This window comes from Treponema primitia ZAS-2 (genome assembly GCF_000214375.1).
Taxonomy (GTDB): Bacteria; Spirochaetota; Spirochaetia; order Treponematales; family Breznakiellaceae; genus Termitinema; species Termitinema primitia.
On record NC_015578.1, the window covers coordinates 1,544,829 to 1,562,922 of the forward strand.

At 53.9% G+C, this 18,094-nt stretch carries 12 protein-coding genes; 9 read left to right on the forward strand and 3 right to left on the reverse strand.

The window, feature by feature from the left end; translation table 11 throughout:
- Window positions 1-119: 119 nt before the first annotated feature.
- The 6 genes from TREPR_RS06945 (at window position 120) to TREPR_RS06970 (ending at window position 12,326) form a co-directional block, all read left to right on the forward strand.
- The gene (locus TREPR_RS06945; protein WP_148257251.1) at window positions 120-4,733 is read left to right on the forward strand and encodes a translocation/assembly module TamB domain-containing protein; all 4,614 of its coding nucleotides are present in this window, start codon (window positions 120-122) and stop codon (window positions 4,731-4,733) included.
- Entirely contained in the window at window positions 4,733-7,243 is a 2,511-nt protein-coding gene (gene bamA, locus TREPR_RS06950) for an outer membrane protein assembly factor BamA (protein WP_015707591.1), read from the forward strand. Before TREPR_RS06945 ends, bamA begins: the two co-directional genes overlap by 1 nt.
- Window positions 7,244-7,258: 15 nt before the next feature.
- A complete protein-coding gene (locus tag TREPR_RS06955) occupies window positions 7,259-7,789 on the forward strand; it encodes an OmpH/Skp family outer membrane protein (protein ID WP_015707592.1) in 531 nt (176 codons plus the stop codon).
- A gap of 41 nt (window positions 7,790-7,830) precedes the next feature.
- Window positions 7,831-10,596 carry a DNA mismatch repair protein MutS gene (gene mutS / locus TREPR_RS06960; RefSeq protein ID WP_081468644.1) on the forward strand — a complete coding sequence of 922 codons (2,766 nt, stop codon included), beginning with the start codon at window positions 7,831-7,833 and terminating at the stop codon, window positions 10,594-10,596.
- A 103-nt stretch (window positions 10,597-10,699) separates the two neighbouring features.
- On the forward strand, window positions 10,700-11,557 hold the full coding sequence (locus TREPR_RS06965; protein ID WP_015707594.1) for a KilA-N domain-containing protein: 858 nt from the start codon (window positions 10,700-10,702) through the stop codon (window positions 11,555-11,557).
- A gap of 13 nt (window positions 11,558-11,570) precedes the next feature.
- Complete coding sequence (locus TREPR_RS06970; RefSeq protein WP_015707595.1) at window positions 11,571-12,326, forward strand: ComFC family protein; 756 nt, start codon at window positions 11,571-11,573, stop codon at window positions 12,324-12,326.
- 13 nt (window positions 12,327-12,339) lie between these two features.
- Here the strand turns inward: TREPR_RS06970 and pdxY are convergent, their stop codons facing one another.
- Genes pdxY through TREPR_RS06985 form a run of 3 tightly spaced genes read right to left on the reverse strand, consistent with a single transcriptional unit; the run spans window position 12,340 to window position 14,812 of the window.
- Complete coding sequence (gene pdxY / locus TREPR_RS06975; protein ID WP_015707596.1) at window positions 12,340-13,197, reverse strand: pyridoxal kinase PdxY; 858 nt, start codon at window positions 13,195-13,197, stop codon at window positions 12,340-12,342.
- Window positions 13,198-13,209: 12 nt separating this feature from the next.
- The gene (locus TREPR_RS06980; RefSeq protein WP_015707597.1) at window positions 13,210-14,157 is read right to left on the reverse strand and encodes a hypothetical protein; all 948 of its coding nucleotides are present in this window, start codon (window positions 14,155-14,157) and stop codon (window positions 13,210-13,212) included.
- Window positions 14,144-14,812 (reverse strand): metallophosphoesterase, encoded by a 669-nt coding sequence (locus tag TREPR_RS06985; protein WP_015707598.1) that lies wholly within the window; start codon window positions 14,810-14,812, stop codon window positions 14,144-14,146. The genes TREPR_RS06980 and TREPR_RS06985 overlap by 14 nt, the downstream gene beginning before the upstream one ends.
- Before the next feature lie 122 nt (window positions 14,813-14,934).
- Between TREPR_RS06985 and TREPR_RS06990 the strand changes: the two genes are divergently transcribed.
- From TREPR_RS06990 to TREPR_RS07000, 3 genes are all read left to right on the forward strand, one after another.
- Window positions 14,935-15,642, forward strand: coding sequence for a tetratricopeptide repeat protein (locus TREPR_RS06990; RefSeq protein WP_015707599.1), 708 nt, complete (start codon window positions 14,935-14,937; stop codon window positions 15,640-15,642).
- A gap of 17 nt (window positions 15,643-15,659) precedes the next feature.
- On the forward strand, window positions 15,660-17,645 hold the full coding sequence (locus TREPR_RS06995; RefSeq protein WP_015707600.1) for a tetratricopeptide repeat protein: 1,986 nt from the start codon (window positions 15,660-15,662) through the stop codon (window positions 17,643-17,645).
- Between the two features lie 72 nt (window positions 17,646-17,717).
- A complete protein-coding gene (locus TREPR_RS07000) occupies window positions 17,718-17,987 on the forward strand; it encodes an ACT domain-containing protein (RefSeq protein ID WP_015707601.1) in 270 nt (89 codons plus the stop codon).
- Window positions 17,988-18,094: the final 107 nt, after the last annotated feature.

Here is an 18,094-nt window from a genome sequence, read left to right on the forward strand (position 1 = left end):
TAGACGATTACATGACAATTCGGCAGACGCTTATATGGCAATTCAGCCGATATTGATAATGAGGTACTATCGAAAATGCGCTGCAATGTGCAACAAAATTTCCCGTCCAGGGACTATGGGTGAATAAACCCGTGAAAGAAGGGGCTGGTAAATTCAGGAAGGATCCTGTTTACCGCTTATTTCGCTTTGCTATAGAATTACTCGTATTTCTCGCCCTGGTGGTGTTGAGTACTCTTTTGCTCAGGCCCCTGCAACGGGGTATGCAGTTCCGCATGACCGAACTCCGGAACAGTCTCCTGTCCCAGGCGGAACTGTTCCTGGATCGCCGCATTGAATACAGCTCCATGGGGCCCTCCATATTCGGCTCCTTGGATATACGAAACATCCGTGTCTATGGCGCCGGACCTACTGTGTCCGCGGGACCTACTGAGTCCGCCGGACCTACTGAGTCCGCAGATTCCGAAGCGGTGATAACCATTGACCGGTTCCGTCTTTCCTATTCCTTCTGGGAACTGCTGCAAGGGAAATTCCCCGAATCAATCCGCTCTGTCCGTATTGACCGCCCGGTGATAACCCTGGATCTAAACCGGGACGCTGACTTGGGGACTATTTTTGCCGGTAATGAACCGGAGCTTAGGGATTCCGGGGATCTCAGAGATCCCTGGGATCTCAGAGATCCCTGGGATCTCAGAGATCCCCGGAATGATACCATGCGGAGGATTTCCGCCATGATTCCGGAGAACCTGCGGGTCCGCCTCCGGGGCGGTGAATTCCGCATCCTGCCCGCCAGCTTTGGGGGGACTGTCTTTCATGTGGAGGGACTTAATTTTGATGCCCAGGCCGAAACAGGCAGGTTCCTCTTCGATGGACATTGGACCGCCCGGGCCGAACTGGCCGCTTTTTTGGGGCAATCCCTGGGGGCCTCCATGTCCGGCCGCATGAATGGGGAACTGTCCCGGGATCTGAATAATGGCAGCCTTACCATCGGGCTTCCGGCCCTTTCGGGAGACTACTTCAATATGCGGACTCTCACGGTAAATCTCACCCTAACGGAAAAGGACATTGAAATACGGAAGATCAATGATCGTCTGCCCGTGGATTTCTGGGTAAGCTACGGCTTTGATACCCGCCGTATAAGTGCCTCCTTCCGGGCTGAAAATTTTTCGGCCCGGGATCTGCTGAGCTTTACCGGCCCCTGGCGTAAATACAATAGCTACCTGGGCATACGGAGTACCGGTTCCGCCTCCATAAGCCATAGCCCCGGGGGGGAAATTTCCTACGAAGTGGATCTCTCCGGTTCAATGCAGGCCGCCCTGGCTGGGAAACCTGTTTCTTATGCCCTGGCTGGCAAGGGGGATGATCGTTATTTTGGATTTGAGCGCTGTGAATTCCACCTTCCCCTGGGGGATTTGAGTTTCACCGGGGGCTTGGGAATAGGTTCCTTGGCGCGAGAAACTTCATTGCACGTGGCGCCTAGCGGGACGATCCATGTGTCGGATTTCAGCCTTACCGGGGACGGGGTAATCAACGGGGATTTTGTCTTGAGCAGCTCCGGGCGGACCATAAATCTCTTTGGGGAAGAGGTATCCCTGGGGCAGGTGGTTTTTGCCGCCCTGGACGGGGATCTGGTCATGGAAGAACAGGGATTTACCTTTGCCCTTTCAGCCCTGCGGTTCCGGAATATCGAGTCCTATGAGGATGTGCAGCTCGGTTCTTTTTCATTTGAGGGCTCCTTTGATCAGGACCCCAGCCATCTTCAGGGCAGCCTTGCCCTGGAATCCTTCTCTCTCTCGGATATACTTAATCTGCTCCGTCCCCTTACCACGCTTGCACCGATTCCTCTGGCCGTACAGGATCTTACGGATGATCTGTCCATCACTGCCGAGGTATTTGTTACCACTGATTTTAAACATATCCTTTACAATACCCCCCGGCTGGTGGCGGCTTATTCGGGTAAACGGCCGGTCTATGCCCTGCTTTCCCTTTCCGGAACGGACCGGCGTTTTGAGATGAACCAGGGGCAGTTGGTCTGGGCCGACGGTTCTGTAGAAGCTTCGGGTTTCACGGATTTTTCCAATCCCAATGATATTACCTTTTCTTTCCAAACCGCCTATGAGGATATATTCTACTACCTGGATGGGGAATTCCTGGACCGGCACTCCCTGAGTGTGCGGGGGTCCTATGGATTTCAGGTATTTATCGGGTCTACCGGTTTAGGAGGTTACTCCGGGTATGCGGAAGCTGCGTCCATACCCATTCCCTTTGGGAAACAATTTTCCCGCTTGAGTATGCTCATCTCATTCCGGTATGACAATGCGGATTCCTGGTCCGTGGATGTGGAACGCTTTGATGTGCAGGATTTGGTTACACCCGGTTCGGCTCAAAGCGTGGTAAGTATTTCCGGCGGGATAGATCAGGATGGACTCCGGTTCCCCCGGATCCTCTTTGACGACAGCCGGGGGCTCCTTGCGGGCAGCGCCATGGCCACCTGGGGTTCCGAATTTACCAACCCTGCGGGAAGTCTGGTTATAGGAAACCAGGGGGGTGCGGAACTAGCCCGTATTGACGGCAGCTACATCGAAGGGGAACTGGGGCTCAACTTTTCCGGAACCGGCCTTCAACTAGGCCGTATCCTGGGGAACACTAATAACGCGGTGCTTACCGGGAACGGGCAGATCAACTGGCGTTCCCTGGATTCCTATTCCGCCAGCATTATCCTGGAGGAACTTTCCATAAGAAAAGGGGACAACGATATTATTGTTTCAGGCGAAGTGGATTTGAACCAGGATGATATCACCTTCAATAAATTAAATGTGAGTTACGGCGGCCTCCGGGGAGAACTGGACCTTTTCCATATGGATAGGCAGAATTCCCTTATTTCAGTTGCCGCCCGGGTCCAGGGAAATGTAATGGCCCGGATCCTGGAGACTTCCTTTAATATGGATATAGTCTTTGTCCCCATAAGTTCCTGGTTTAGTATAGGGAAGGCGATCAATTCCTTTGAGGGAATCCTCAATGTGGAAAATTTTCGCATTGACAATACCCGGTCGCGGCAGCCCTTTATCTTTGTATTTTCCCGTGATTTTGCCAGGCTTTCCCTTTCCGGCGGCCCCGGGGAAATGCTGCGGCTCCAGGTCTCGGATAAGGGGGAATTCTACGTTGCCTTTTCTAACCCCGCCCCTATACGGGGTTCCATAGCCGGGGTCATCGGTCCAAATACCATCGACGCCCGGACAACGAACCTCTACGTGGACCTGGGCTCTCTCTGGCGTTTCATCCCCGGGAAAGAGATCGTTAATGTTCCCGGGGGCGTTGTGGATCTTTCGGTGCAGATCCGCGGCAGCTTGGGTGATCCGGAATTTTTTGGAACCGCCCGGGGGCATAGTGTGCGGCTCCAGGTGCCCCAGTTTTTAGGCGCCGATATAGAGCCGGTGCCCATGACCGTAACCCTGGAGGGAAATGAGATGAATTTTGGCCCCATCCCCGCCCGGGTCGGGGCCGGGGCCGGCATGGTCACCGGCTGGTTTCGCTTTGATCGCTGGGTACCGAATATCTTAACCCTGGATATCCGGGTGCCCGAAGAGACCGGCATACCCTTCAAGGTGGATATTTCGGGGATTATGGCCGAAGGAGACGCTTCGGGCCACCTGGTTCTTTCCATGGCGGATATGGTGCTTTCCGTTACCGGAGATTTGGTTGGCAATAACGCGGAAATTAGCCTGGATACCCGGGATCAGGCGGCTATCGGCCAGCCCTTCCTGGGCCATTCCACTGGAAAAATTTCAACCCTCACAAATCTCCGGATAAGCACCGGGTCTAAGGTTGAATTTGTGTATCCCACCAGGGATCTGCCCTGGATACGGGCCAATGCCGCCGCAGGGTCAGCAATACAGATCACCAGCGATACCCTTTCGGGGCGTTTTACTGTGGATGGGGATGTAAATCTGCGGAGCGGGGAGCTCTACTATTTCCAGCGGAATTTTTATATACGGGAGGGAGTCCTGAATTTTAAGGAAAGCGAGCTCCATGTTGAACCCCGTATAACAGCCCGGGCGGAGGCCCGAGACCGGAATGAAGAGGGGCCGGTAACCATTTCCATGATTGTGGACAATTCGCCCCTGCAATCCTTCTCTCCTCGTTTTGAATCAAACCCGGCGCTTTCTCAGACCGAAATTTTATCCATGCTGGGGCAGAATTTGACCGGTGCCCCCTCTGAGGACCCCAATGACGTATACCGGAGCATCGGTTCCGCCACATCGGATTTTCTGACCCAGTTTTTCCTGGTCCGTCTTATTGAACGCCGGGCCCGGGATCTGCTGCACCTGGATATGTTCTCGGTTAGGACCCAATTACTGCAAAATGCTGTTTTTCGGGTTACAGGGCTTCAGGACCCGGTTGACAGGAATAGCGGTGTCGGTAACTATTTTGATAATACAACTGTTTTCTTAGGTAAGTACTTTGGCCCTGACATTTTTGGTCAGACTATGGTATCATTACGGTACGATGAAAACCGGACAACATTTGGCGATTTGTCCCAGGGAGGTTTAACTCTTGGGGCCGGGGTGTCATTGGAGGCGGATCTGGGGTTTGAAATGCGCAATCCCCTGTTTTCCATCCAGTTTAATTTTGCCCCCCGGCACCTTGAAAATATGTTTATCGACGATGTATCATTTACCATTTTATGGAAACGGTCGTATAAAAATTTGAGAGATTTATGGAAGAAGGAGCCTTGATGCGCAAAGGTTTTGCATTATTGTTGATTCTGCTTGTTGTGTGTAGCGTTTTTGCGCAGGAAGTCCCGGGAAATCTGGAGGGCGGCGCCCAATGGTACCAGGGAAAACCTATTAAGAACATTGTTTTTGAAGGTTTACATCATATCAAAGCCTCGGAGCTTGAGGGAGTAATGGCTCCCTTTATCGGCCAGACCTTTAATGATGAGGTGTTCTGGGAAATCCACGGGCGGGTCTATGCACTGGAGTATTTTGAGACCATTACCCCCAGCGCCATACCTGCGGACAGTACCGGAAGCGAGGTTATTATCCGTTTCCGGGTAACCGAGCGTCCCACGGTGTCCCGTATTACCTTTACCGGAAACAGCCATGCAAGCCGGGGTGAGCTCATGAATGTGATTTCCCTCAAGGTAAACGATGTGGTAAACCAGGCAAAACTCCGTATGGATGAGACTGCGGTGCTTACTAAATACCTGGAAAAGGGGTACCCGGATATAAAGGTCGGATCACAAACTACCCCGGGTAAAGACGGAACGGTCCAGGTAAGCTTTTTTATCACCGAAGGGGATAAGCTTACCATTGACGAAATACTCTTCGAGGGGAACAATATCTTTTCCACCCGGACCCTCCGGGGGCAGGTCAGCTTGAAACCCAAGGGGCTCATCACCCTTTTCAATGATGGGGCCTTTCAGGAGACAAAGCTGACTGCGGATATAGCGGCGATTACCCAGTATTACCGCGACCGGGGCTATATTGATGCCGAGGTAAGCGATGTGGTACGGACACCCAAGCGGGACGCGAAGGGTAATAATATCCTGAGTATTACCTTCAGAATTTATGAGGGGAGAATCTACACCTTCGGAGGGGTTACCTTTGAGGGGAATGAAATCTTTACGGATGAACAATTAGCCGCCGTGATATACTCAAAAACCGGGGATACAGTCAATGCCCGGCGGGTAGAAGCGGATATCCAAAGGGTAATAGGGCTTTATGCTGAAAATGGGTATATTTTCAATTCCATAGTCCCCAATGAAACCCGGGATGCCCTTGATGGGGTACTGCGTTTCCGGATTTCCATTGTTGAACGGGGACGCGCCCATATTGAACATATTATTGTCCGGGGAAATGAAAAAACCAAGGAACCGGTAATACTCCGGGAAGTACCCCTGGAAGCGGGGGACGTGTTTTCAAGAACAAAACTGATGGATGCCCAGCGTAACCTTATGAACCTCCAGTACTTTTCCAGCGTCATCCCCGACATGACCCCCGGAAGCAGCGAAAGCCTGATGGATCTGGTATTTACTGTGGAAGAGGCGCCGACAACGGATATACAGTTCGGGCTGACCTTTTCAGGTTCCGCGGATCCCGATGCCTTTCCCATTTCCGGACTTATCAAGTGGAACGATAGAAACTTCCTGGGCTACGGTAATATTGTAGGGGCCGGGGTAAACGCATCTCCTGATACCCAGAGTTTGTCCCTGGAATATACCCAGCGCTGGCTCTTTGGGCTGCCCCTGTCCGGGGGCTTTGACTTTACCCTGCGTCACCAGGATCGCCAAGCTGCCATGAGCGGCCCGGCTCCCTATTTCAACGGCGATGAGGATGAGGCCTATCCTGCGGGGTTTCATTCCTATGAGGAGTATGTAGATAACAGCAAATACCCCTCCAACGCCTATCTTATGGACTATGAACAGTGGGGCATTTCCGTCGGGTTCTCCACAGGTTACCGCTGGCTTACCGCCCTGGGAAACCTGGGGGTAGGTGGGGGTGTACGTACCGGTATGACCATGAATACCTATGACGCCGATTTTTACCGGCCCTTTGATCCTACCCTGCGGGACAAGAATAACCAATGGAGCTGGACAAATTCCCTTTGGACCAGTGTTTCCCTGGATCAGCGGGATATCTACTACGACCCTTCCAAGGGCTACTACCTTTTTGAGCGTATGGGGTATTACGGGCTCTTTGACTTTGAGCGGGAGCACTACGTAAAATCCGACACCAAGGCGGAGTATTTTCTTACCCTCTTTAATCTGCCCATAACGGATACCTACAGCTTTAAGGGGGTCTTCATGCTTCATACCGGGGTGTCCTTTATTCTGCCCCAGCCAAGCTACAATCCTCCGGTTATTGAGGAGGCAAATAAGCTGGTAGTGGACGGGATGTTTATAGGCCGGGGCTGGACAGGTGAACGGTCAAACCGGGGGACGGCTCTCTGGGAAAACACGGCGGAAATCCGTTTCCCCATTGTGCCTGGGATACTTGCCCTGGACGGATTTTTTGACGCTGCGGCGGTTAAGGCGACCCCGGAAGCTTTCTTCAATGATTTTCACATGATAGATATGCGGTTCAGTCTGGGCGGGGGGCTCCGTTTTGCAATTCCTCAGTTCCCCTTCCGGTTCATCCTTGCCAAACGCTTCGTGGTTGAAGATGGTCAAGTTGTATGGCAAAAGGGTAATATGGGGGATTCGGGGCTTGATTTTGTGATATCCTTTGCGTTGTCAAGTTACTAATTCAAGGTAGGGAAGATGAGAAAACGCGGAGTAATAGTATTACTGTTTATAATAGGTTTGGCGGGTTCCTTGCATGCTCAGCAGCTCACCCGTTTTGCGGTGGTGGATCTTCTCAGGGTTTATACGGCTTTTTTCCGGGAATCCCGGGCGGCCCGGGAACTGGAGGAGCGCAGCGCCCGGGTCCAGAACGAAATCGACCGGATGACTGCGGAAATTCAGAATCTGTACAATTCCATGGTTGATGCCCAGACCCGGGGGGATGAGGAGCGGTCCCTGCGGCTCCAGAGCGAGATTTACCGGAAACAGGATTTCCTCCGGGAGTACCACCAGGTTAAGACTGCGGAACTGGAAGATCAGAAAAGAAAGCTGGCCCAGTCAAACAGTTTTATGGAGCAGATCAGCGATGAGATCCGTTTTATCGCAGAAAGCGAGGGGTACAGCATGGTACTCAACCAGAAGGAGAATACGGGCATACTCTGGTTCAGCCCGTCGGTGGATATAACGGATAAGCTCATTACTAATCTAAGGAACAAAGCCGGACGCTGAGGGGGAAAGGAGGTTTTATTAAGTCTGCCGATTCAAGCCCTATACAAGATCAATACAAAAGAATTAAACGGGACCACCAGGGGGATGTGCTTTTTTTCCGCCTAGGCGATTTTTATGAGATGTTTTCAGATGATGCCCTGGAAGTTTCCGCTTTGCTTAACCTCACCCTTACTAACCGCAACGGGGTTCCCATGTGCGGGATTCCCTACCATGCGGCCCGTTCCTACATTGCCCGGCTGTTGAAATTCGGGAAAAAAATCGCCATCTGCGAACAGCTTACAGAAGCCGGCAAGGGCCGGGGCATTATCGAACGGAAGGTGGTAGAGGTGATCACCCCGGGGACCACGGTGGACGAGGACTTCCTTGAAAAGGGGAACTCCAACTACCTGGGCGCCCTTGCGGGAACCGGGAAGCTGCTTTCCTTTGCCTATATCGACCTTTCCACCGGAGAATTCCACGCCACATCTTTTCCTTACGAGGAAGGGGCGGAACGGCTGCGCCAGGATTTGGAACGACTTCAGCTTCGGGAACTGGTAGCCCAGGAATCCTTGTTGGAGGAATCCCCGTCCATTGCCGCCGCCGTGATGGACCGGCCTGGCCTGGTGGTAAACCGCTGGGCGGACTGGCTCTTCGACCTGGGCCGTGGCCGTGAGCGGCTGGAACGGCAGTTTGGTACCGCAAGCCTGAAAGGCTTCGGCTTAGAGGATAATTCCCCGGAAATACTTTCTGCCGGCGCCGTGCTGGATTATCTGGATGACACTGCCAAGAGCCTCATTCCCCATGTCCGTTCCGTAACCGTTTACGGGGACAGCGAATACTTAGGTATAGACGAATCCACCCAACGGAACTTAGAATTAGTCAGAAACCTCCGGGATGGGGACCTGCGCTTTTCCCTGCTGGAGGTAATGGACGAGACCAAGACCGCCATGGGCCGCCGGCTCCTGAAGCGGCGCATACTCCACCCCCTGCGGGATTTGGGCCGGATCAAAGCGCGGCTTGATATGGTGGAGGCCCTCTACCGCGATCAGGGGCGGCTCACAGAATTACGGGAACTCCTGGGGAAAACTCCGGATCTGGAGCGGCTCTGCTCCCGGCTTGCCATGGAAAAAGCCCATGCCAAGGATTTGCTTTCCATCAGGAACGCCCTCACCGCATATAAAGCCATCAACGAACTGGGCCGCGCCCTGAACTGTGGGGGCACCTTTGTTTCCTTTGAGTCCGCCTCTACCCTTGCCGCCAATGATCTGGCCCGTCTCATGGGGCTCCGGGACCTTCTGGAAAAGGGTATTCTGGATGATCCCTCTATTCTGCTCACCGAGGGCAAGCTTATCCGGGATGGCTATAATACGGAACTGGATGAACTCCACAAACTCCGGGACAATGGCCGCTTTCTTCTGGAAAAATATCTGGAAGAGGAACGGCTTGCCACGGGTATAAGCAGCCTCAAGATACGGTACAATCGGCTCATCGGTTATTTCTTTGAGGTTACCAAGGCGCATCTTTCCAAGGTTCCCCCTTATTTTATACGCCGCCAGGGTATAGTCCAGGGCGAGCGCTTTAGTACTGACCGCCTGGCCGGCCTGGAATCGGATATCAACGGCGCTTCCGACCGGGTTGTTGAGCTGGAAAAAAAGCTTTTCCTGGAAATCCGGGACCAGGCTAAGGCCCTTATTGCGGAGCTCGCCGCCGCCGCCGCCCAGATCGCCGAACTGGATGCCGCCCAGTCCCTGGCCCGGGCCGCTACGGTCCGGGGCTGGGTACGGCCTCTGGTGGATGCCGAAAACCGCCTGGAAATTCGGGAAGGTCGCCACCCGGTGGTGGAGGCCCACCTGCCCGGGGGGGAATTCATCCCCAACGACGTGATCCTGGAAGAGGGCGGGGTGGTCTTCGCCCTTATCACGGGCCCGAATATGGCGGGCAAGTCCACTTACCTCCGCCAGGCCGCGCTGATCGCTATCATGGCCCAGTCGGGCAGTTTTGTTCCCGCTCGGGAAGCGAAGATCGGGGTCACAGACCGTATCTACTGCCGGGTGGGCGCCTCGGACAACCTTGCCCGGGGAGAGTCCACCTTCCTGGTGGAGATGAACGAGACCGCCCATATACTTAACACCGCTACTGAACGGAGCATGGTCATCATGGATGAGGTGGGCCGGGGCACGGGCACCTACGATGGCCTCTCCATCGCCTGGGCGGTATGCGAGGAACTCCTGGACCGGATCAAATGCCGCACCCTTTTTGCCACCCACTACCATGAGCTTGCCCTGTTATCCCATCCCCATCTTGCCAACCGTTCCATGGAAGTCCTCAACCAGGGTGGGGAAATAGTTTTTCTGCGGAAACTTAAGGAAGGCCCTGCGGCAGAATCTTACGGCCTCCATGTGGCCCGGCTTGCGGGTTTAAGCGAAGAGGTTCTGCGCCGGGCCGCTGAGATCATGGACCGGCTTAAAGAAGGGGAACGGGTTCTGCACAGCGCATTGCCCCAGGCAGCGATACAGTCGGCTAGACAGCCGGAGGCTCTGTCAGTGGTGCAGCCGGGTTCCACAGGACAGCCTGCGCGGGGAACTTCGTTGCAAGTCGCGCCTGAAGAGCCGGCCCGGGATGCCGCCCTTACTCCGGAGGCGCCTAAGCCTTCCACTCTGATACGCCGTATTGCAGAGGACATCGCCGCCATTGATCTGAACCGCATGACTCCCTTGGAAGCCCTGAACCGTATTCACACATGGAAGGCCCTCTTTGATGGAAAGGATACCTCCCGGCACAGTAAGGCAGCCAGGGACAATTCAGCGCCTTCATTGTTTGATGAGTGAATCTTCCCTCTTCTCTGTGTTATATATTTTTTAACCAGTTGCTAAAGCAAAATTTCCCATAAACCCATATCTCCTTTAGGGGGAAAATCCCAAAGGAGAGTTTATGGCGAATAAAAAAGAACTGAAATCAGGCGTTCAGAGAGCTACTATTTCAGTACAGGGTGCGGTGGTTGCGGTTATAACGGTTCGGGATGAGGATTATATTTCCTTAACCGATATTGCCCGGTACCGGGATTCAGAGCGGACTGACTATGTCCTGCAAAACTGGATGCGAAACCGAAGCACCATTGAGTTTATGGGACTATGGGAGTCGTTCAACAATCCGGATTTTAAACCCATCGAATTCGATGGGTTTAAAACAGAGGCTGGTTCCAATGCATTTTCTCTTACTCCCAAGCGATGGATTGAGTCGACTCATGCGATTGGCATAATAACAAAGCCAGGCCGATACAATGGAGGTACCTTTGCCCATAAAGATATAGCCTTTGAATTCGCCTCATGGCTTTCGGCGGAATTCAAGTTTTATCTTATCCGTGAATTCCAGCGTCTTAAAGAGGAAGAACATCAGCAGCTTTCCATTGAATGGAATTTTCAACGAATGCTAGCAAAAATAAATTACCATATACATACCGATGCAATCAAAGATCATATTATCCCAACGGTTGTAACGAAAGCCCAGGCGGGCATGGTATATGCCTCGGAAGCAGACTTACTTAATGTAGCCTTGTTTGGAAAAACGTCCCGGGAATGGCAGAATGAGAATCCGGATGCACAAGGTAATATTCGGGATGCAGCAGATTTGGAACATCTGGTTGTGTTGAGCAACCTTGAAAGTATTAATGCCCTGCTTATTCGGCAAGGGTTGTCCCAGAGGGAACGTCTTGTGCAGCTGAATAAGGTTGCTATAACGCAGATAAAATCCCTGGTTGGCAACCGGCAGATACAAAAACTGACAAAGTAGAAAGGGGATATATATGACTAACTCCTTCACCAATCATGCTGCCCAGGCCGCTGCCTATGTACGGGAATACCTTTTTCCGGCCGGATGCCCCATTTGCGGGACCGAGCTTTTGGACCCAAAGGAAGCCTGGTACGGTATCTGCGGCCCCTGTATGGAGACCCTGGTTATGGATAATGGAAGCCGCTGCTCCTCCTGCGGCCGGCCCCTGATCTCAGAACAGGAACAGTGTCTGCAATGCCGGGAAGGGGAGGGCGGGGGACCTGGGTCCCGGGCCTTTGACGGGGCGGTCAGTATCTTTCCCTATACGGGAAGATACCTGAAACTCCTGGGGGCCTACAAATTTGGGAAGAACCTTGCCCTGGCTAATTTTCTGGCGGAGAAAATCCCGGAAGCCCTGGCCCGGCTTAACCGGAACGCCGGTGAAACAGTGTTGGTGCCCGTACCGCCCCGGCCGGGCAAAATACGGAAAGCAGGCTGGGATCAGGTGGCGTATCTGGGAAAGATTCTGGAAAGAAACGCCAGTAAAACTAATGCCTATACAGTCTACCCCTGCCTCAAGCGGCTTCCTTCAAAAACCCAAAAGAAGCTGGACAAGGCAGACCGCAAACTAAACCTTCGGGGGAAGATACTCTGTACCCGCCCGGCACCCAGGGAGGCTGTCCTCTTTGACGATGTGTTTACCACCGGCGCAACCCTGGAGGCCTGCGCTTCAGCTTTGAAGGAGGCGGGGACGGAGAAGGTATGGGCCATAAGTTTGTTCTACGGTTAAGGGTGTCTCAGGCTTACAGACACTCCGCAGTAAAACTGTTGGTGGGCTTTACCAGTTCTTCCTGGGCCTGTATGGTGAGCAGTTCCCGGCTTCCCGCCTTATAGGTAGCCTCTATGATGCCGAAGACCGACCCTGCGGTAAGTTCCAGGGTGCGGCATATATCGCTTGATTCCAGGTAGCGGGAGAGGAAGATGGCGGTGGTCAGGTCCCCGGAACCGGCCATGCCCGGACCCAGGGGGAGTTCCGGGGTGCGGACCCGGTAGAGGGATTTGCCATCCGAGGCCAGCATTTCGATGTGGTCCCCGGCCAGGGCTTCTTTTCCCCGATAACTGGTAACCAGCACCACCCGGGGGCCCTTGGCGTGGAGCAAATCAATGGCCTTGCGGGCCTCGGCAAGGGTTGCGGTATCAAGGCCCGTCAGGGCTTCAAGCTCAAACTGGTTAGGGGTTACTATATCCGCCAGGGGTATCACTTCATTTTTGAAAATTTCAGGGATATCCGGGTGCACGTAGAAACCCCGGCCTATATCCCCCATCACGGGGTCGCAGCAGTAGAGCGCCCCGGGAGAAACGGCTTTCACCTTTCGGACCGCTTCCAGTATGCCCCGTCCTACCCCGCCGTCCCCCATATAGCCTGAAAGAACCGCCTCGCAGTTCCCCAGCACCCCCCGGTCCTCAAGGCCGCTCAGCAGATCACTGGTTAACCCCGCATCCAGGATGATGCCCTTCCAGGCGCCGTATCCGGTATGGTTGGAAAATTCCACGGTGTTTATTGCCCAGACCTCCCGGCCCAGGCGCTGGAGGGGGAAAACTGCGGCGGTATTCCCCGCATAACCGTATACTACGTGGGATTGAATCGACAGAATAGCCATGAACTACCTTTCCTATTTAAACTGGTTTTTTTGTTTGTCCGATGGAGAGCGTTTAAATATACGATCAATGCTATTGGCAATCAAGCCCGAAAGCCCCTTCCTGGGGGCCCCGTACTTCTGGGAGAAATCCAGGGCCGCCTCTGAGACCGGAAAATGCACCCCGTATTTTTGCTTGAGGAAATCCCAGTGTTTCACGATCCACACATAGAGATCGCTGGGGGTCCTGCCGGGAAAATTCAGGTAAAGCCGCTCATCCTGGATTATTTCAATGATCGGTTCATATACCTTGTTATACCAGGAGACCAGGGCCTCCCCAAAGGGAATTTCCCCGCTCACATGCTGGTTCAGGAAGTACTTATGGACCAGGATATGGTTGTATATCACGTCATAACGGCCCGGGGCGCTGAAATCCAGATCCTTGTTGCCGGTCAGCCTGCCGAAACCGGTTTTCTCATAGAAGAGATTCTTTTCATAGCTAATCAGGGAAACCCGGAGATCATCGGTAGTCATGTCGGGGGAGATGCGTATCTCGCTGGAAAGGCTGGTAATCTCGGCGTCGATCTGTTCCACCCCCTGGGACCGGGCTACAGAAACCCGGTGGTTACCGTCCCGGACAAAGTAGACTCCCCCGATTTCGTAAAGCTGAATAGGGGGCAGGGGGATATCCTTGATCCGGGCCAGATCGACCCGCTCCCAACGCTGCCTGAGGTATTCCGATCGGGGGAGGAAAAATTTGTTAAAATCCCGGTACCTGCCTTCGCTCCCCACAATAAGATCGATTGCAATGGTCTGCATGCCCCGGTAGGTTTCATGCTTGGGTTTCAGGATTTCCTTAACATCGTTAAACGAAAGGAGTTTATCCTTATCAACATTCATAAAATGATGAATTTGAGAAAGAATGGCCCTTCCCCGGGCTTTGGAAAAATCATCGGAAGCCTGGAGCTTATCAGTGTTGCTCATGGTTATGTTCCTCTGTATCAATGATGTAGTGGCTATAGGCATTGATCACCAGGGTTTGTTCATACCAGGTGGTCCGCACTTCGGATAAATCGTAGAGATGGATATGGCCGTGGATCAGGTATTTGGGCTTAAAGACCCGCATAAACCAGAGGAAGGCCCTGAAGCCCCGGTGACAGGGGTCATCCCGATCATGGATATGCTCCGGAGAGGCGTGGGTCAGCAGTATGTCCAGGTACCGTCCCCGGAAGAGACGGTTAATAAGCATGCCCGGGATAAGCTTGAGTATTTCCAGGTACATCTGGAAATTAGTGTACTGGTTATCCCCCCGGTTGTACTGCATGGATCCCCCCAGGCCGGCGACGATGAGCCCCTCCTCAGTCTTGATCTTGGAACCCACATGGGTGGCCCCGGTAAACACCCTGTTTTCCCACTGGAGAGGCGCAGACCTATCCTTCCGGTAATAATAAAAATCACTCAGATCATGGTTGCCAAATACAAAAAGGAGGGGCTTGTTCAGGCTGGAAACCACAAAGTCCAGGTATTCCATGGGCAAATCCCCGGCACAGAGTACCAGATCGACGCCGCCGAAACGTTCCTTAATGGACGGGGAATATACCAGAGGATCGATCTGATCGGAAATACAGAGGATTTTCATGATCCCCCTTTGGAAATGCCGATAATTAGTATGGTTATTAGGTTTCCCATTTTAGTTTTATTATAGTATATCATAGAGAAAAACCCAATAATTGGCGAGTAGGGGAGGGGGAGGAATTGAGGGTGTTATTTGCAAAAAAAGGGGTATTTACCCTTATTTGCGTAATTTTTTTTGCCGGGACAGCCTTTGGGCAGAGTTCCTTTTCCCAGGGGGAGGATCTGTTCCTGCATAATAAACCCCAGGAAGCCCTGAGCTTCCTGGAGGCGGCCCTTGCGGAAGACCCCGGAAATGTTAAGGCCTGCATCTATTTGGGGGTTTCTTATCAGCAACTTAAGCGCCCCGATGAGGCTGTGGTGGTATACAACCGGGCCCTTCCTGTGGCCGGGGAAGATGCAGCCCTGATCGCCTTTAACCTGGGGAACGCCTATTATGCCATGGGGAACCTTTCCCTGGCCGAGGAGTCCTATACCCAGGCGGTGGCGGCAAACCCGGACTACGCTTCCGCCTACCTGAACCGTGCCAACGCCAAGCTGACCCGGCAGGCCCTCCAGGATGCTATCTCTGACTATGAATTGTACCTTTCCCTGGAGCCCCTTTCGGCCAAGCGGAATACGATAGAAAAGCTCATATCTTTCATCCATTCAGAGTTCGCTGCGGCGGAACGGGAGCGCATCCTGGCGGAAGCCCGGGCAGCGGCGGAAGCGGAGCGGAAAAAACGAATCCTGGAAGAAGTGGCCGCGTCCCTCCAGTCTGCGGCGGAGGATACCACCGGGCTTTCCTCAGGCAGCGAGGAAGTATTGGGCTATGACGGCGAATTTGAGCTGGAGTAATTGAGGAGTAATCATTTATGGCAACGAAGAAAAAAGCAGTTATAATCGGCATATCGGCCTTCGCCGTTTTGCTTCTCATAGCAGGGCTAGTATTTCTGGTTCTCCCCCGACTCTCCGGGGAGAAGCCCATGAGCCGGGAAAATGTCCTTGCCCTGGCCCGGGACTATCAGAGCCGGGGAGAATACAGCCGCGCCCTGGACCTCCTGGACAGGATCCTGCTCGTTGATGCCGAAGACGCCGATGCCCGGGCCCTGCGGGAGGAGATACTCCAGGCCCAGGCTCAAGTTGCCGCCGCAGAGCGGGAACGGGAAGCCCTGGCTGCCGCCCGGGAACGGGAACTAGCCGCCGCTGCAGCAGCCCGGGAAACCCCCCTGACCCCCGAGGAAATCGCCGTCCAGGCAGCCCAGGAAGAGGCGCGCAGGGCCGCAGCTGCGGAGGAACTGGCCAAGCTGGAAGAAGCCGCCGCCGCCAAAGCCGCCGAAGCAGCGGAACGGGCTGCGGTTGCCGCCGCCGAGGAAGCCCGGCGCAAGGCCCAGGAAGAGGAGATGGCCCGGAAATCCGCGGAACTCCAGGCCCAGATGCGGGAAGTGCAGTCCCTGGTTACCCGGGGCAAGGAAGCTCTGGCCAATGGTGATTTTGCCGCGGCCCGGGAAGCCTTCAATGAAGCACTGGCAAAGATGCCCCCGGGGGAAAATCGCTTTGAAGCCCAGGAAATGGCGGAGATAGCCGAAGCCTACTACGAGGGCTTCTCCCGGAACCCCAACACCCCTGAGGGCCGGGAAATGGCCCAGGAAGCCGCAGCCATGGCCCGCTCCGCCATTCAGAAAGACCCCACCCAGGCCCTGCCCCACTATACCCTGGGCAAGGTAAACCGGGACCTCAGGCAGACCGACAGCGCTATTGCCGAATTAAAGGAAGCGGTACGGCTGGATCCCAATAACTATGTCTATACCTATGATCTGGGCCGGGCCTTTTTTACCAATAAAAACTACCCCGAAGCCCGTGACTTCTTTGAAAAGACCACCACTCTGAACCGCAATTTTGAGTCAGCCTGGTACAACCTGGGGGGCAGCTACCGCGCCCTGGGAAAACCCGATGACGCCCTGGGCGCCTACCGCCGAGCCGTGGGGGTTAAGCCGGATTACGCTACCGCCCACCGGGAAATAGGCCGCATCCTCTCCGCCAAGGGGGACGCCCAGGGCGCTGCGGACGCCTTTACCAAAGCCCTGGAATTTGCCCCCAATGACCTGGCCTCGCTCCGGGAACTGGGGGTAGCCCAGCAGGCAGCCGGAGATTTTGCGGCGGCGGAAGCTTCCTTTGCAAGGTCCCTCCAGGCTTCCCCCGCAGATGATCAGACCAATTACAATATGGCGGTGGTTAAACTGAGTCTGAACAAGGGCGCCGATGCTCTGCTCTACGCCCAAAAAGCCTCGGAAGCTGCCCCATCCAACCCTGTCTACGCCTACACCCTGGGGCTTGCCTATGACGCCCAGGGGGACTTTGACGGGGCTGTGGCCGCCTACGGCAGGGCCGTAGCCATGGACCCCAACTATATACGCCCCCGGATCAACCTGGGAAGCCTCTACCTGGCAAATGGCTTTCCCCAGGAAGCCCTGGACCTCCTTAACGCAGCCTATAGCAAGGAGCCGAAATCCTTTGAAGTGAACAACAACATGGGTTCCGCCTATGCCCGGCTGGAAAAGTGGCCGGAAAGCGTGGAACATTATGAAAAAGCCCTTGTATCGGAACCGAAAAACCCTGCGGTCAGGCTGAATTTGGCCCGGTCCCTGGTCAGCGCCGGGGATCTTGCCAAGGCAAAGGATGCGTATCTGGAATTGCTAAGTATCGATACAAGCAACTGGGACGCCCGGATGGAGCTGGGAAAGACCTACATCAGCCTGGGGGACAGCGCTTCTGCAAAGCGTTCTCTCCAGGAACTTATACGGGGCAACCCCAACTACTCAGGCAAAACCGAGGTCGAGCGGATACTCTCAGGGCTCTAAACCTGCGTTTTTTGCAGCCCTCCCTTGTTGCAAATCATCGGTGATGGTACTGTTAAGCAGTGGAGGAAACCCATGAACGCGATTATCACCGTGGTAGGTACCGACCATGTCGGTATCATTGCCAAGGTCAGCGCCTTTTTGGCGGAACGTAATATCAATATTGAAGAAATCAATCAAACCATCCTTTCGGGCAATTTTGTGATGCTCATGATGGTGGACCTCGCCCAATGCAGCAAGCCCCTGGAGGCTGTTAAGGATGAACTCCCCAAGCTGGGGGAAGCTTTGAAGGTTTCCATCAGCATCATGCACGAAGGGGTCTTTAGCGCGATGCATAGGATTTGAAACTTCGTTTCAAATCCTTGAGGAGAAAAGCGAAGCTTTTCTCCATACCAATAACCAAAAGCCAAGAACTAAAGGCCGAAAAATCAGCGGTTCAATAAGCAAAAGGA

Coding starts and splice junctions, on each gene's coding strand:
- bamA (WP_015707591.1), top strand. CDS start 4,733: ATGCGCAAAGGTTTTGCATTATTGTTGATTCTGCTTGTTGTGTGTAGC.
- TREPR_RS06955 (WP_015707592.1), top strand. CDS start 7,259: ATGAGAAAACGCGGAGTAATAGTATTACTGTTTATAATAGGTTTGGCG.
- TREPR_RS06965 (WP_015707594.1), top strand. CDS start 10,700: ATGGCGAATAAAAAAGAACTGAAATCAGGCGTTCAGAGAGCTACTATT.
- TREPR_RS06970 (WP_015707595.1), top strand. CDS start 11,571: ATGACTAACTCCTTCACCAATCATGCTGCCCAGGCCGCTGCCTATGTA.
- pdxY (WP_015707596.1), bottom strand. CDS start 13,197: ATGGCTATTCTGTCGATTCAATCCCACGTAGTATACGGTTATGCGGGG.
- TREPR_RS06980 (WP_015707597.1), bottom strand. CDS start 14,157: ATGAGCAACACTGATAAGCTCCAGGCTTCCGATGATTTTTCCAAAGCC.
- TREPR_RS06985 (WP_015707598.1), bottom strand. CDS start 14,812: ATGAAAATCCTCTGTATTTCCGATCAGATCGATCCTCTGGTATATTCC.
- TREPR_RS06995 (WP_015707600.1), top strand. CDS start 15,660: ATGGCAACGAAGAAAAAAGCAGTTATAATCGGCATATCGGCCTTCGCC.
- TREPR_RS07000 (WP_015707601.1), top strand. CDS start 17,718: ATGAACGCGATTATCACCGTGGTAGGTACCGACCATGTCGGTATCATT.